Source organism: Lachnoclostridium sp., from assembly GCF_031997925.1.
Taxonomy (GTDB): Bacteria; Bacillota; Clostridia; order Lachnospirales; family Lachnospiraceae; genus Lachnoclostridium.
The window spans coordinates 1-15305 of record NZ_DAMADT010000014.1 but is presented as its reverse complement, the minus strand read 5'-3'; the positions used below and the strand labels follow the sequence as shown (position 1 = coordinate 15305).

Annotated in this window: 14 protein-coding genes; 12 read left to right on the top strand and 2 right to left on the bottom strand. The window is 35.6% G+C overall.

Going from position 1 to position 15305, the window contains the following annotated elements; genetic code table 11:
* Positions 1-99 precede the first annotated feature (99 nt).
* The 3 genes from RTP52_RS10700 (at position 100) to RTP52_RS10690 (ending at position 2588) form a co-directional block, all read left to right on the top strand.
* Complete coding sequence (locus RTP52_RS10700) at positions 100-273, top strand: YqzL family protein (protein WP_312107374.1); 174 nt, start codon at positions 100-102, stop codon at positions 271-273.
* Positions 218-958 (top strand): DNA repair protein RecO, encoded by a 741-nt coding sequence (gene recO / locus RTP52_RS10695; RefSeq protein ID WP_312371192.1) that lies wholly within the window; start codon positions 218-220, stop codon positions 956-958. Before RTP52_RS10700 ends, recO begins: the two co-directional genes overlap by 56 nt.
* A gap of 241 nt (positions 959-1199) precedes the next feature.
* Entirely contained in the window at positions 1200-2588 is a 1389-nt protein-coding gene (locus tag RTP52_RS10690) for a glycine--tRNA ligase (protein ID WP_312107377.1), read from the top strand.
* Positions 2589-2831: 243 nt separating this feature from the next.
* Here RTP52_RS10690 and RTP52_RS10685 read toward each other — a convergent pair whose 3' ends face one another.
* Positions 2832-3491 (bottom strand): SGNH/GDSL hydrolase family protein, encoded by a 660-nt coding sequence (locus RTP52_RS10685; RefSeq protein WP_312371191.1) that lies wholly within the window; start codon positions 3489-3491, stop codon positions 2832-2834.
* Positions 3492-4317: 826 nt separating this feature from the next.
* On the opposite strand from RTP52_RS10685, the gene ppdK reads away from it, so the two are divergent.
* Positions 4318-6939, top strand: coding sequence for a pyruvate, phosphate dikinase (gene ppdK / locus RTP52_RS10680; protein WP_312101752.1), 2622 nt, complete (start codon positions 4318-4320; stop codon positions 6937-6939).
* A gap of 545 nt (positions 6940-7484) precedes the next feature.
* Positions 7485-8132 carry a hypothetical protein gene (locus RTP52_RS10675; RefSeq protein ID WP_312371189.1) on the top strand — a complete coding sequence of 216 codons (648 nt, stop codon included), beginning with the start codon at positions 7485-7487 and terminating at the stop codon, positions 8130-8132.
* A gap of 361 nt (positions 8133-8493) precedes the next feature.
* Here RTP52_RS10675 and RTP52_RS10670 read toward each other — a convergent pair whose 3' ends face one another.
* Positions 8494-8865, bottom strand: a complete 372-nt coding sequence (locus RTP52_RS10670; protein ID WP_312101747.1) for a winged helix-turn-helix transcriptional regulator — start codon at positions 8863-8865, stop codon at positions 8494-8496.
* Positions 8866-9048: 183 nt separating this feature from the next.
* Here RTP52_RS10670 and RTP52_RS10665 point away from each other — a divergent pair, with 183 nt between their 5' ends.
* From RTP52_RS10665 to RTP52_RS10635, 7 genes are all read left to right on the top strand, one after another.
* Complete coding sequence (locus RTP52_RS10665; protein WP_312371186.1) at positions 9049-9654, top strand: FMN-dependent NADH-azoreductase; 606 nt, start codon at positions 9049-9051, stop codon at positions 9652-9654.
* A gap of 40 nt (positions 9655-9694) precedes the next feature.
* Positions 9695-10093, top strand: a complete 399-nt coding sequence (locus RTP52_RS10660) for a pyridoxamine 5'-phosphate oxidase family protein (protein ID WP_312371184.1) — start codon at positions 9695-9697, stop codon at positions 10091-10093.
* Between the two features lie 445 nt (positions 10094-10538).
* Positions 10539-11357 carry a metallophosphoesterase gene (locus RTP52_RS10655; RefSeq protein ID WP_312371182.1) on the top strand — a complete coding sequence of 273 codons (819 nt, stop codon included), beginning with the start codon at positions 10539-10541 and terminating at the stop codon, positions 11355-11357.
* A 335-nt stretch (positions 11358-11692) separates the two neighbouring features.
* Complete coding sequence (locus RTP52_RS10650; RefSeq protein WP_312101736.1) at positions 11693-12268, top strand: L-2-amino-thiazoline-4-carboxylic acid hydrolase; 576 nt, start codon at positions 11693-11695, stop codon at positions 12266-12268.
* Positions 12269-12449: 181 nt separating this feature from the next.
* Positions 12450-13340, top strand: coding sequence for an effector binding domain-containing protein (locus RTP52_RS10645; protein ID WP_312371180.1), 891 nt, complete (start codon positions 12450-12452; stop codon positions 13338-13340).
* A 465-nt stretch (positions 13341-13805) separates the two neighbouring features.
* Entirely contained in the window at positions 13806-14423 is a 618-nt protein-coding gene (locus RTP52_RS10640; protein WP_312101730.1) for a TetR/AcrR family transcriptional regulator, read from the top strand.
* A gap of 23 nt (positions 14424-14446) precedes the next feature.
* A partial coding sequence (locus RTP52_RS10635; RefSeq protein WP_312371178.1) for a poly(ethylene terephthalate) hydrolase family protein occupies positions 14447-15305 on the top strand: 859 nt, incomplete at its 3' end.

Sequence of the window (15305 nt, the reverse complement as noted above, 5' to 3'; positions counted from 1 at the left end):
GTATAAGCACAAAAGAAAACGCGAGGAATTATGTTACTTAACATGGAGGTTTCTCCATGGATCTTTTGAGCTCATAAAAAAATCATTTAGGGGGCATGAATGGTGAAGAACGAAGAGTTTTGGAAGGTATTTGAACAAACAGGTGATATTAAAGATTATTTAAATTACACAGCTTGTACAAGAGAGAGAGAGCCTGAAAATAAAAAGGAGACTAGGGATGACCGGTACGGTTACAGTTACAGGGATTGTGTTAGCAACAATACCCATCGGTGATTATGATAAAAGACTCACGATACTGACAAAAGAACGTGGGAAAATTGGAGCATTTGCCAAAGGCGCTAGAAGACCAAATAGCGCCTTATTGGCATGTTCTCAGCCATTTACTTTTGGAGAGTTTCAACTGTATGAAGGTCGTAATTCCTATAATATTCAATCCGTTAATATAAAGAATTATTTTGGTGAACTTAGAGAGGACATAAGTTACGTTTACTATGGACTTTATTTTTGTGAGTTTACAGATTATATGACACGTGAAGGCAATGACGAAACTGAACTGCTGAAACTGCTGTATCAGTCTCTCAGAGCTTTATTAAACCAACATATTGGGACAAAACTAGTTCGTTACATTTTTGAATTAAAGATAATTAGCCTAGGTGGAGAGGCACCGCAAGTATTTGAATGTCTTAATTGTGGGACAAAGGAGAATTTAAGTAGGTTTAGTGCGAGTGCTGGCGGTTGCTTTTGTGAGAGCTGTAGACACAAGGCGACGGATGGTAAGAGAATTTTAACTTCTACGTTATATGCTTTACAATACATAATATCAGCAGATGTAGAGAAGCTATATAACTTTACAGTTACAGAGGAGGTCTTTCGTGAGTTGAAACAGATTATCGATTGTTATCGGGAAGATCGAATTGAGCATCGGATGAAGTCGTTAGAATTACTTTCTATCCTATAATTGATTTAGGATTATGTTTGATTTGAAATAATGAGACCTAGGTGAAAGTTTAGAGCTCCTTTTTATGCAGAATAAGTGATTTTACGGTGATAATCACCAAAGTTATGCTTGAAAATATATAAAATTAAGGTTACAATATTACAATTAGTAGAAACTTCATGAATAAGCTGATATGATTTATGTTTTGATGGCTTCGTAAGTTTCAGAAATGATAGAATAATGAAATGTGAGGATGATTGTTATGGAAAAGACAATGGAGAAAATTGTTGCTTTAGCTAAGGCAAGAGGTTTTGTATATCCGGGGTCTGAAATATATGGTGGACTTGCGAACACTTGGGATTACGGTAATCTTGGTGTCGAGCTTAAGAATAATGTTAAGAAGGCTTGGTGGACAAAATTTATTCAGCAGAATCCATATAATGTTGGTGTAGATTGTGCCATCTTAATGAATCCACAAACTTGGGTAGCAAGCGGACACCTTGGCAGTTTCTCTGATCCATTAATGGATTGTAAGGAATGCCGTGAGAGATTCCGTGCAGATAAAATAATTGAAGATTATGCTACAGAGAAAAACCTTACTCTTGAAGGCTCTGTTGATGCTTGGTCTCATGAAGAAATGTCTGCATACATTGAGAAAAACAATATTCCATGTCCAACCTGTGGAAAGCATAACTTTACGGATATCCGTCAGTTTAACTTAATGTTTAAAACATTCCAAGGCGTTACTGAGGATGCAAAAAATACAGTATATTTAAGACCAGAAACAGCACAAGGTATTTTCGTAAACTTTAAAAATGTTCAGAGAACATCCAGAAAGAAGATTCCATTTGGTATCGGTCAAGTCGGTAAGTCCTTCCGTAATGAGATTACTCCAGGTAACTTTACATTCCGTACCAGAGAGTTTGAGCAGATGGAATTAGAATTCTTCTGTGAACCAGATACAGACCTTGAGTGGTTTGCATATTGGAAACAGTTCTGTATCGACTGGTTACAGACACTTGGTATCAAAGAAGATGAGATGCGTGTTCGTGATCATGAAAAAGAAGAATTATCCTTCTATTCCAAAGCAACATCAGATATTGAATTCTTATTCCCATTTGGATGGGGTGAGCTTTGGGGTATTGCAGATAGAACAGATTACGATTTAACACAACATCAGAATGTGTCCAAAGAAGATCTTAGCTATTTCGATGATGAAAAGGGCCAGAGATACATCCCATACGTAATCGAGCCATCTCTTGGAGCTGACCGTGTAACTTTAGCTTTTCTTTGTGCAGCTTATGATGAAGAAGAAATTGCAGAGGGAGATGTTCGTACTGTACTTCATTTCCATCCAGCAATTGCACCAGTTAAAATTGGTATACTTCCATTATCAAAGAAATTAAGCGAAAATGCTGAAAAGATTTACGCAGATCTTAGTAAGTACTATAACTGTGAATTTGATGATAGAGGAAATATTGGTAAACGTTACAGAAGACAGGATGAAATTGGTACTCCTTTCTGTATTACTTACGATTTTGACTCCGAAACAGATGGTGCAGTTACTGTTCGTGATCGTGATACAATGGAACAAGAAAGAATTAAGATTGAAGACTTAAAGGCTTATTTTGAGAAGAAATTTGAGTTCTAATATAACTATACAGAAAATGTCCCTCGTTTCTATGCGAAGCGGGGGACATTTTCATCTTATTGTGTGTTAAGTATCCAATGAGATAGCAACGGAGTTGCTGTAAGGTTATGAGGAAGTATCGAAACGGATTCCGAGTATCCGCATTGACATGAAAAATAGCAAGGAAAAGTTCGAGAAGCGAACTTTTCCTTGTTTTGTTAGATAGGAGATATTTTTTGATTTCTAGGTGTCGAAGCCACTTTGTTATTCGATAGGCCAGCACTCCACTGTTTTTAAGAAGGATTTTGCTAATATAAAATGTCCAGGAGAATGACCTCCATTTGGGTGAACACGGTCATTGGAGATACCCATATGATGTAGATTCTTTTGTGTCTCATCAAATTCCTTTTGAACATCACAGAAGATAACTTGGTACTCATCTGCTAGTTCTTTTACAACAGATGCAAAATCACGAACCATAGCGGTCATAGGATCTGTTTCATTCTTATCAATATAGTATGGGGCGATTAGAACCATACCCTTTACCTTGTCTTTCGTCATTTCAATCAATTCACGATAGGTTTTTATGTACTCTTCTTTGTTAACCCAAAGATTTGGCTCAAAAGGATGATCGAAATGTCTCCATACATCATTAATTCCTATCATAATGGATACCCAATCAGGGTTTTGATCTAATACATCTGTTTGCCAGCGTGCTCGTAAGTCGCGAATGGTATTGCCGCTGATTCCTGTATTCATTACATGAATCTTTAATTCTGGCAAAAATGCGGTTAACATCCCGGATACCAACTTTGGATAACCCTCGCCAAGACCATAGGGAGCTACACCAATAGGGCGAACTCTACCTACATCTGTAATGGAGTCTCCGGTAAATAGTAATCTGCTACCTGCTGTAATCTTCATTTTTTCTTCGTACTCCCCAAATCAGGAGTCATCCTTTCTTTGATGTCTAATTGTAATACTTGTTTTCCAATGGAATATCAAACAAAATTGAATTTTAGATATTTCAAACCTTGCATAAATAGTTAATAATTTTTAATAACAAATCTAATAACAGGAAATAGTTTCAGGTTTGATAAGTTCGATCTCCATTATGTAATACTTTAATAATTAATAAAAACTTAGGCTACCGTGTGAAAAATAAGTAGTCCAAAATGATTATATCATATTCTATAAAATGAAACTATTACCGAATTTACATTTTGATAGGCGGAACATAAAAATATGAGAGATCATTTTATAGATTAATATGTAAGAATTTTGTAAGTTCTTACTTTTTTTACAAAATAATAAAAATACCAAAAAATAATAAAATATAAATATATTACATAAAAAAGGAAGTAAAATACAGAAGATAAAACTTTGTATATATAGTATAATAAAATGATTTTGAAAGGAGTTAACTTGTAAATAATCACTCTTAATTAGAATATAATAACAAATGCACTCAAATAAGTGTAAGTACTTTCAATAATACGTAGGAATTTTTGTACATATTGTGCTATGTAAGCATTTACAAAAATCCAGTTTTAAGCATTTGTGCACAATACACAAAATTATAGCTAAAAATGTCGTAAAAAATATCGAATAATTCAAAAAAGTATTTCCAATGGACTAACAATGTGCTATAATCGTATATGGCGACTATAGTCAGGCTTTCAGTTTTAAGTAAAAGTACATAAAGATAAGCCTCAATATATAGTCAAATATTTTTAGGAGGTAATACCACATGGCAAAATGGGTGTATATGTTCAAAGAAGGCAACGCCAATATGAAAAACCTTCTTGGTGGCAAAGGTGCTAACTTAGCAGAGATGACTAACCTTGGTCTTCCTATTCCACAAGGTTTTACTGTTACTACAGAAGCTTGTACCGACTATTACAACAGCGGCAAGAAAGTCACAGATGACGTACAATCTCAGATTTTCGAGGCACTTGGCAAATTGGAAGAAATGCAGGGAAAAAAATTCGGTGATAATGAAGATCCGTTATTAGTTTCCGTACGTTCCGGTGCAAGGGCTTCTATGCCTGGTATGATGGATACAATTCTGAACCTTGGTTTAAATGACGTTGCTGTAGAAGGATTCGCAGCTAAAACAGGTAACCCAAGATTTGCTTACGATTCTTATAGACGTTTCATTCAAATGTTCTCTGACGTTGTTATGGAGATGAGTAAGACCTTCTTTGAAGGTATCTTAGATGAAATTAAAGAATCTAAGGGTGCTAAGTTTGACACTGATTTAACTGCTGAAGATTTAAAAGAAGTTATTACTAGATATAAAGCAATCTATAAGAGTAAGATGGGAGAGGATTTCCCACAGGATCCGAAGGTTCAGTTAATGGAAGCTGTTAAGGCAGTATTCCGTTCTTGGGATAATCCACGTGCTATTGTTTACCGTCGTATGAATGATATCCCTGGTGACTGGGGTACCGCAGTAAACGTACAGGCAATGGTATTCGGTAACATGGGTAACACCTCCGGTACTGGTGTAGCATTTACACGTAACCCTTCTACTGGTGAGAATGGTATCTACGGTGAGTACTTAATCAATGCTCAGGGTGAAGACGTTGTTGCTGGTATTAGAACACCTCTACCTATCACAAGATTAGAAGAGGATCTTCCAGATTGCTATAAGCAGTTTATGGAGATTGCAAATAAATTAGAGAATCACTATCGCGATATGCAAGATATGGAGTTTACGATTCAAGAAGGTAAGTTATACTTCTTACAGACACGTAACGGTAAGAGAACAGCTCCAGCAGCAATCAAAATTGCTTGTGATTTAGTTGATGAAGGTAAGATTACTCCACAGGAGGCAGTACTTCGTATTGATGCGAAGTCCTTAGATCAGTTATTACATCCTACTTTTGATCCAAAGGCATTAAAAGAAGGTCACGTAATTGGTTCCGCTCTTCCAGCATCTCCTGGTGCTGCTGCTGGTAAGGTTTACTTTACAGCAGACGAAGCAAAAGAAGCACACGAGAAGGGCGCAAGAGTTATCTTAGTTCGTCTTGAGACATCTCCAGAGGATATCGAGGGTATGCATGCATCTCAGGGTATCTTAACCGCTCGTGGTGGTATGACATCTCACGCAGCAGTAGTTGCTCGTGGTATGGGTACTGCTTGTGTATCTGGTTGTGGAGAAATTAAGTTTAATGAAGAAGAGAAATATTTCGAGCTTGGTGGAGAAAGAATTAACGAAGGTGAATACATTTCCTTAGATGGCTCCACTGGTAAGATTTATCTTGGAGATATTAGAACTATTGAAGCTAGCGTAAGTGGATACTTCGGTAGAATTATGGATTGGTCTGATGAATTTAGAACACTTCAGGTTAGAACAAATGCGGATACTCCTACAGATACTTTAAATGCAGTGAAGTTAGGAGCAGAAGGTATCGGTCTTTGCCGTACAGAGCATATGTTCTTTGATCCAGAAAGAATTCCTAAGATCCGTAAGATGATCTTAAGCAAGACTGTAGAAGGAAGAGAAGCAGCATTAGAAGAGCTTCTTGAGTTCCAGAAAGCGGACTTTAAGGCTATGTTTGAAGTACTCGAAGGAAAGCCAATGACAGTTCGTTACTTAGACCCACCTCTACATGAGTTTGTACCAACATCTCATGAGGATATTGAACAACTTGCTATGGACATGAATCTTACTGTTGCTGATGTAAAGGCTACTTGTGATTCACTTCATGAGTTCAACCCAATGATGGGTCACAGAGGTTGTCGTCTTGCTGTAACTTATCCAGAAATCGCTAGAATGCAGACTCGTGCTGTAATGGAAGCTGCAATTGAAGTGAAGAATGAGAAGGGTTATGACATAGTACCAGAAATCATGATTCCACTTGTTGGCGAGAAGAAAGAGTTAAAATTTGTTAAGAATATCGTTGAAGAAACAGCAGAATTAGTAAAGAAAGAGAAAAATTCCGATATTGAATACCACATTGGTACTATGATCGAAATTCCTCGTGCAGCTTTACTTGCTGATGAGATTGCAGAAGAAGCTGAATTCTTCTCCTTCGGTACAAACGACTTAACACAGATGACCTTTGGTTTCTCCCGTGATGATGCTGGAAAATTCTTAGATGCTTACTACAAGAGCAAGATTTACGAGTCAGATCCATTTGCAAGACTTGATCAGAATGGTGTTGGCCAATTGGTTAAGATGTCTTGCGAAAAAGGCAGACAGGTTCGTCCAAACATTAAGCTTGGTATCTGTGGTGAGCACGGCGGAGATCCATCTTCCGTTGAATTCTGCCATAAGGCTGGTTTAACTTATGTTTCCTGTTCTCCATACCGTGTGCCAATTGCTAGATTAGCAGCAGCACAGGCAGCATTAAACAATAAATAGTGTTGGAATTTCAACGTTTTTCAATGGTTTAACTTAGGTTAGACCGCATTGAATAACAGTGAAGAATACAGAGCACCCTATCATGTAAAAATGGTAGGGTGTTTTATTTTAATGATTACAGAAACGACAGAGTAAGAAAAGTTGATTTGGATGGGATTATTTCATCCTTTGCTGGAACAGGGGATTCGGCTAATAACCTATATTTTAATGATTTTGAAAATCATGTTGTGAGGGTTGTAAAATTTTAATTTAGAAGCAGGAGGATGGATTATTTATATTAATAGAAGGTTGTATCCTTGGATTATATCATAGCTGATATGAAAAACATATTAAGCAATATTGTTTATATATTTCAAGCTTAGTCAACTATTTAGAACACAAAAGAAAGCTCATATAAGATGGTGGCTGTAATTTTTCAACATATATCAGTCTATTAAAAAATCTTAGAATTTTGTCTTGACAGCTAAAGCAGTACCTTTACAATAAGAATAAAAAAGATAAATTAACTAGGTATGTTAGATTTGATTTTATGGAGGATTAATAATATGCCAAATCTTATTAGCCAAGAGGTCTATGATGATACTATTGCTATTTTAGAGGGTAGAAAACAGCCTGATATAGTGCTGAAGCGGATGCAGGGATGGTATGCGTCGCAAGGTGTAAAACTATATAACTTATATTTAGAAAAAAATTATTGTGAGCAATCGGAAAAATTGATGAGTCTTACAGATTTGTATGAGGGATTCTTTCGTCAAAAAAAATGGAAACATATCTTTGGCGATAGTTTAAAAGTGTATTGTAAGTTTTGCGCAGAAGAAGGCATTCCAGTAAAAAAAATAGAAAACCTAGATAAACCTAATCATGGAATCAATGGCTTTTATTTTCCACGTATATGGAGAGGAGAAGTCATTACAGAAGCTGGAAAAACTATTTGTCCAGTAATTGAAAAAGCTTATAAAGATAATGGCGTTGAAAAAGTTGCTAACAGTGGATTAGGTGGATATACTGTTTTCATATGTGATGAGGGAATACCTGATGAGATTAAAGTACAGATTCTTGATATGGTTTCTAAAGAAATAAAAAAATATGATAAGTATGGTATAGTTGAGAAGATGGATAATATCGTAAATTTTGATAAGTTGAGTATTTTGCGTGATACATATGGCTGGAATTACTATCAATATTATAAATAATTAAGTCTAAAGTCAAATTTCGAATTTGTCGGGTGATTAGAATAGAAGAATTAAAACCAAACGAAAAAGAAAGAGAAGTATTGTCGTTATGTTATAATCGATTCTATGATTTATATGAAGAAGTTGTAAAATATACCAAGACGTTGCGTGCTTCATTAAAATTCAGAACAAGGGTACTATCACTTAATAAGATTAAGAGGTAGTATCCTTTTTGTTCTAAAACATCAATTAAAACAAATGCTTACTGAATTGAAATTAACTTGACAATGCGATTTTCATTATCAATTATTCAAATGTTTTTAAACAAAAACTTATCTGAAGGGGTGAATTTTGATTAATACATAAAAAAATGTTTTACGAATCATTCAGCATATCCATCTCTTATATATTCAGCACCAAAGCCATGCATCATCTCAAGTATCGGGATTAACCTTCTACCCATATCTGTTAACCCATACTCTACCTTAGGGGGTACAACGTTGTATACATTCCTGAATATAAGATGGTCCCCTTCCAGACTTCTCAATTGCTGTGTGAGCATCTTTTGAGTTACATGTGGCAGTCTGCTCTTAATATCACTAAATCTAAGAGTACTATAACTCAAGTACCATAAAATCATTATCTTCCACTTACCTGAAACTAACTTTTGGACTAAAACCATAGGACATATATCATACTTAAGACATTGTTCCCTCATATAGCATTGTTCATGCCTTATTACTTCCTTCTTCATTCAATTCACGCCTCCGAAGTTTCTAGGTATCCTTTTAGATACTACGGTTCTAAAAAGTACCTACTTGCTAAAAGGATATCATGATTTATAATTATATCATAGTGTTCTAATAAAACCTATATAAAACATCAATGTTAAAAGAAATACTTTCTTTATATTTTATATTTTTTAAGGAGGAAAAACATGAGTAAAGTACTCTATATTAAGGCAAATTCAAAATTAGAAGGTGAATCAAGGACATTTAGAGTTTCAGATAATTTTATTGAAAACTACCAGGAATTTCATCCTGAAGATGAAATTATAACTTTAGATTTATATAAGGAGGGTATAAGCCTATTATCAGCAGAAGATATTAGTGCTGTCTTCGGACCTAAGACTGATGAAAGCAGAAACCACCCAATTCTAAAATATGCATATCAGTTTGCCGCAGCAGACAAATATGTAATTGCCGAGCCAATGTGGAATTTGAGTATTCCCGCTATTTTGAAGGCATACATTGACTATATTTGCATAACAGGTATCACGTTCAGATATACTGCAGAAGGCCCAGTAGGTCTATGCCAGGGGAAAAAAGCAATAAATATTACTACAAGAGGTGGGGAATATTCACAAGAGCCATTTTCAGCCTATGAAATGGGTGACAGATATCTACGGACAATATTCGCTTTCTTAGGAATTACAGATTTCACTACTATTTCTGCAGACGTACTAGATGTTATAGGTATTGATGTTGAAGCTAATGTAGGAAAGGCAATGAAAGATGCTCACGAAAAGGCCAAGAGCTTTTAAGGGTATAAACTAATTATTATTTAAAGGAGATGAAAAGAGCATGGCTAAATTAACACAAGAAATGAAGGATATGATAGCAACACAACAATGTTTTCATGCTACGGTCAGCAAAGACGGAGTTCCAAACAATGCCCCAAAAAGGTCAACACGTGTACTTAACGACGAGACGCTGATTTTTAACGAAGGTACAGGCGGTGCAACATATCAAAATTTATTGGATGGCTCTAAGGTAGCCGTTGCAGTGGTTAACAGGGAGACTCTTGACGGTTACCGTTTTATAGGCACTCCGGAAGTTCAAAGTAGCGGAGAACTTTATGAACAGGCTGCTGCTATGTCCAATAAGGTGGGCATGCCCAAGCCCAAGGCGGTTGTTCTTATCCATATAGATGAAATTCATGGCCTTAAAGCAGGTCCAACAGCTGGAAAGAAAATATCTTAATAGCCTGCCTTAGTGACAGAAAAAGTTTATTATCGTCTGCTCAGGAAGTATTGAATCAGATAAAATAGTTGTAAATTCAACGTTATTTGATAATCGAACTAAGGCAGATTGTATTGAATAACAGCAAAGAAATAATTATAGAGCATCCTATCAATGAACATTGGTAAGGTGCTCTTTGTATTTGTAAAACTGCTGGAATCATTTCATTAAACAATTACTCATGTTCCTTTTTGGCGTTAACCGGTACCCTTAATAAAGCCATATGCAATATTTACAATTAATGCCTTGAAAATATTGCTTCACTCTGATACTTTTTTATATACACACTACCAAGCACAATATTTTTGAAGTAGTAGTTGATTTTAACGCTTGAGGAGCGAATTTATACAATCCCTATGAAAGGTGGAGACACATGAAGCGCTTGAAAATAAAGCATGTTTTTATTGTGGTTTTTTTCATTATATTGTCGGTTTTCATAATAGTCGCTTTTGATACACGACTAACAACGAAGTTTTATACAATTCAGTCAGACAAAATCACTGGACAGGTACGAATTGTTCTGATTACGGACTTGCATTCGTGCCAATATGGTACAGAACAATTGACACTAATTGAGGCAATCAAAAAGCAAAACCCTGACATTATTTTATTGGGTGGTGATATATGCGATGATGTTATCCCAAATGACAATACAGAGTTTCTGCTAAAAGGGATTGCCAATCAATATAAATGCTATTATGTCACGGGAAACCATGAGTATTGGAGCAATGAAATTGACAAAATATTTGATTTGTTTTTGACATATGATGTGAAAATTTTGAATGGAACCTATGATACTATCGATATTCATGGGCAAAAGATTAATATTTGCGGAATCGACGATCCCGATGTGCTAAGATATACTAATTCGACCATAGACGTAACAGAGCAGTTAGAATCACTAAAGTATGTATATGAAAATGGATACTATACCGTTTTATTAGCACACAGACCAGAGATGATTGCAGAGTATACCACATATAATTTTGACCTTGTATTGTCAGGCCACGCACACGGTGGACAATGGCGCTTACCTGGAATTATAAACGGCTTATATGCCCCGAATCAAGGATTGTTTCCTCCGTACGCAGGCGGAGAATATATTATTGATGATGCTGTACTAATTGTCAGCCGAGGTTTAGCAAAGGAAAGTACTCGCCTTCCAAGAATTTTTAATAGACCTGAGTTAGTCGTTATCGATTTAGTGAAGCCTGCTAAAGGCTAATTGTTGCTAAACACCTGCTATTGGATTATTACAATGATACTGTTTTTGAGAGTCTAACTTAGGCTAGGCTGTATTAGAGAATAATGGATGATCCTTGAATTGACAAAGAATAATAATCAAGATAAAAATATTATGAATATTGCAACAAAGCATCTTCAAGATAGATGCTTTGTAAACAGCGAGTTAAAATTTTAATGTTAATTGGTAGTTGACAAAAAATAAAAGCATGGTTCCTTTATATATATATATTATACCATAAATTAGGACAAAATTAAAGTCTTACAATTTTTGTATATTCCCAGTAAAATAACTCTATTAAAATATGGAGGTAAACTATGCAAAATAATATATTAGAACTTCAAGAGAAACAATTTGGGAGAATGCACGATTTCCATACTGATAGAACAGCTAATATCATTGAAGCTATATATGAAGTTTTTGGAGACGAAGCAATTAATATACTAGATAAATCTGGCGTAGATTTTTATGGTTTATTCCGCTGGCATATTGAAAGAACGCTTTCTATTATTGATACTCTCAAGGGGGTATATGGTCCGACTCTTGTTGATATAGTTTTAAAAAGGGAGTCCTATGCCAGGAATGAAGAAGGGAAAAGGATTGCAAATAAATTAGGGAAAAATGAAATAGATGATATAATACCTTTTTTTTCTGGCGGTGATAATGAAAATATTCTGGAGATAAATGAACGGATGACTTTGGTGAAATCAACAGGATGCCTTATAGGTAGAATTGCTTCCGACATAAATAGGAAAGAAATGCTTTATAGCCTTCACTGTAATTGCGATAAAGATTTTGTTGAGGGCTTTAACTGTAATCTGGGATGTGAAGTGGTGCAGACTATAATGGATGGTCATGATTGCTGTATTCATAGAATATTTATGAGAGATTAAATACATAAGAATGGAGATTAACTCTTTGTGAACTAGATTAATGATAATAGAATACTTTATTTTGAGATAGTATAATTACAAATTTATTGCTAGAATAAATATGATACATAACTGTGCACAAAAAGTTGAGTTGGTACTATTATTATATGATAATCTTTAATTGAAAGGAGGGAGATGTTCAATGGATTGGCTTACAAAAATGAATTCAGCAATTGATTATATTGAAGTTAATTTAACCGGTGAAATTGATTTTAATATAGTTGCAATGAAAGCATGCTGCTCTTCCTATAATTTTCAACGTATGTTTTCATTTATAACTGATATTACACTTGCTGAGTATATTCGCAGAAGACGATTAACTTTAGCAGCCATAGAGTTGCAGAATCCAGATGTGAAAGTTATTGATGTGGCAATAAAATATGGATACGATACTGCAACATCATTTGCAAGAGCATTTAGATTATTTCATGGATTGGCTCCTACTACAGCAAAGGAGCAAGGAGTGATATTAAAAGCATGTCCAAGAATTTCCTTTCAAATTTCAATTAAAGGAGAGAAAGAAATGAATTACAGAATTGAAACAAAGGAAGCTTTTGATGTATTTGGTATCGAAACTGTATGCTCATTAAAAGGAGAAGAAGGTTATTTATATCCACATCAACTTTGGCAACAATGCCAAGAAAATGGAGAATATGAAAAATTACTAACAAATTCGGGCGATACGCCAGATTTTATATCAAAAGATTTATGTAAAATTCATGCAGTTGAATACTATCAAAAGACCAAAGAAGATACATTTCCATATATGTTGTGTGCATTTGTATCAAAGAACAGTAAAACAACTGGATATAAAATTGTCCATATTCCAGCTCAGACATATGCTGTCTTCCCCTCTGAGAAATTCAAGTGGAATGAAATGTCAAAGATATTAACTGATATGCAAAAACGATTTTACAGCGAGTGGCTGCCAACTGTGAATTATGAAAGGGCAGAAGGTGCTAATTTTGAAATTTATGGCGGTGATGAAGAAAATGGTTATATTGAATTGTGGTTTCCAGTTGTAAAGAAATGAGATGTAAAATGGAGAAGAGCAGTTTGCTGTTCTATGTTTTTTGATATGCTAAGATTTAATAATAGAGCACTCTATCACGTAAAAATGATGGGTGCTTTCTTTTTTTGGCTCAAAATTGATAGAAAATAAAGGTTAGTAAAGTAGTCTCTAATATTTGTAAAAAACTATCGGGTGATGATACGGATCATGGGAAAATTATTTAGGTGGTCCTTAGAAGTCCCATTGACACATGATGATACATATGGTATCGTGATACTATATGTATCACGAGCTATTTATTAGAATTGCCTATGAATAGTGGCTGCTCCTACAGAGAAAGAATTAGCATATATCTTAGACTCATTGGTGCGGTGCTTATATTAAGGACATATGAATCAGAGTTTGCTGGCAGTATGGTTAATAAGGGATATGATTATGAAGGATGGGAGGTATGGGTACTTTGATTAGAGGTATCCATGGAATAGAATGGCAGAAACAAAAAAAGAAAAATACTTGGAGCAGAGAAAGCTGCTTATGGAGGAAAGAAAAAAAGAGGTAATAGAAACGGCAAAAAAGCTTTTTTTGGAAAAAGGACTGAATAATGTAACTATGAATGACATTATGAATGAAGCAGGATTAAGTAAAGCAACAATGTACCGTTACTATGACAGCATACATCCCATCGCCTTTGAGGTGGAATACGAAATGTTGCAGGAAATATTCAGCGATCTGAAACTTATTGATATGACGAACCGCAATGGCGGCGAAGCCATAAAGGAAATTCTTCTGAACATGGTGGACAGATTTATTCCTCATATTAAGGCTTACCGTTATATTAGTATGTTCGACTTTCTTTACTCGGATAAGTACCCGAACGATAATCTGTCACAGGAATATAACAAGGTGATACAGTCCATTATTGACGCCAATATGAGCGGAGAGAAGGTTAAGGAGCAATTTGACGAAGCTTTAACCTATGTAAGCGTCATTTTTGCTTATCTGCAGAAGCTGGCTCACCGCAAGGAAATCATCGACAAAGGTGAAATTGACGTTACTGAGCGATTAGATATCGTAAGGAGGATGATTCACAAGCTGCTGGACTAAATGAAAGGAATAGGATGAATTCCATGTGGATTTTATTATTAATGCTGGCGATTATTTTCGTTGTAATGCTGCTGTTGTTCAGTATCGTATTCCTACCGCTGTTCCTTGGCAGACGGATAAAAAGTCCGGTTACCAAAGAAAGCCTAGAATACTTCTTCAGCGGAGAGGGAGAACATATAATAAAGACTCATATCATAGGCGATGGGGAGAATAAGGAAAGCTTTATTCTATATGCTCCTGTCGACTTGGAGGGAGCACTTCCGGTAATTATCTGGGGGAATGGAACAGGCGCCTTACCGAAGAATTATGATGAGTTGCATCGGCATCTTGCTTCCTGGGGCTTTATTGTTATGAATACTTATAACAGTGAGACTGGAACCGGGAAGCCGCTAAAGGAGGCTCTTTGCTATCTGCTTGAGGAGAATGCAAATCCTGACAGTATTTTCTACATGCATGTTGATACGCAGCGGATAGGTTGTGCAGGACATTCCCAGGGTTCTACGGGTGTGATTAATCTACATACGAATTTTATGGAAGGAAATTATATAAAAACCGTTGTTTCTATTGCACTTCCAGCTCTGCGATGGTGTGATCCTGAGGATGTATATGTACCGGAAAGAATTAATGTTCCTTTTTTGGTGTTAACCGGTACCCTTGATTTTATTATCTCGCCCTTCAAGAGATGTCTTGCTGCTATTAATAGATTAGAAACAAGTGTTGAGGGGTGGTTTCTGGAAGCACGCTATTGTTCTCATACAGAGATTCAGGAGGAAGGCGGTAAATATAAAGGCATATTGACAGCATGGTTTCGGTATCGGCTGATGGATGACAATACGGCGGGAGAGATTTTTAAAGAACAGGGAGAGATATATAAGAATGCGG

Bases quoted from the DNA above. Each gene is read 5' to 3' on its own strand.
- RTP52_RS10700 (WP_312107374.1), top strand. From the start codon at position 100: ATGGTGAAGAACGAAGAGTTTTGGAAGGTATTTGAACAAACAGGTGAT.
- recO (WP_312371192.1), top strand. From the start codon at position 218: ATGACCGGTACGGTTACAGTTACAGGGATTGTGTTAGCAACAATACCC.
- RTP52_RS10690 (WP_312107377.1), top strand. From the start codon at position 1,200: ATGGAAAAGACAATGGAGAAAATTGTTGCTTTAGCTAAGGCAAGAGGT.
- RTP52_RS10685 (WP_312371191.1), bottom strand. From the start codon at position 3,491: ATGAAGATTACAGCAGGTAGCAGATTACTATTTACCGGAGACTCCATT.
- ppdK (WP_312101752.1), top strand. From the start codon at position 4,318: ATGGCAAAATGGGTGTATATGTTCAAAGAAGGCAACGCCAATATGAAA.
- RTP52_RS10675 (WP_312371189.1), top strand. From the start codon at position 7,485: ATGCCAAATCTTATTAGCCAAGAGGTCTATGATGATACTATTGCTATT.
- RTP52_RS10670 (WP_312101747.1), bottom strand. From the start codon at position 8,865: ATGAAGAAGGAAGTAATAAGGCATGAACAATGCTATATGAGGGAACAA.
- RTP52_RS10665 (WP_312371186.1), top strand. From the start codon at position 9,049: ATGAGTAAAGTACTCTATATTAAGGCAAATTCAAAATTAGAAGGTGAA.
- RTP52_RS10660 (WP_312371184.1), top strand. From the start codon at position 9,695: ATGGCTAAATTAACACAAGAAATGAAGGATATGATAGCAACACAACAA.
- RTP52_RS10650 (WP_312101736.1), top strand. From the start codon at position 11,693: ATGCAAAATAATATATTAGAACTTCAAGAGAAACAATTTGGGAGAATG.
- RTP52_RS10645 (WP_312371180.1), top strand. From the start codon at position 12,450: ATGGATTGGCTTACAAAAATGAATTCAGCAATTGATTATATTGAAGTT.
- RTP52_RS10640 (WP_312101730.1), top strand. From the start codon at position 13,806: ATGGCAGAAACAAAAAAAGAAAAATACTTGGAGCAGAGAAAGCTGCTT.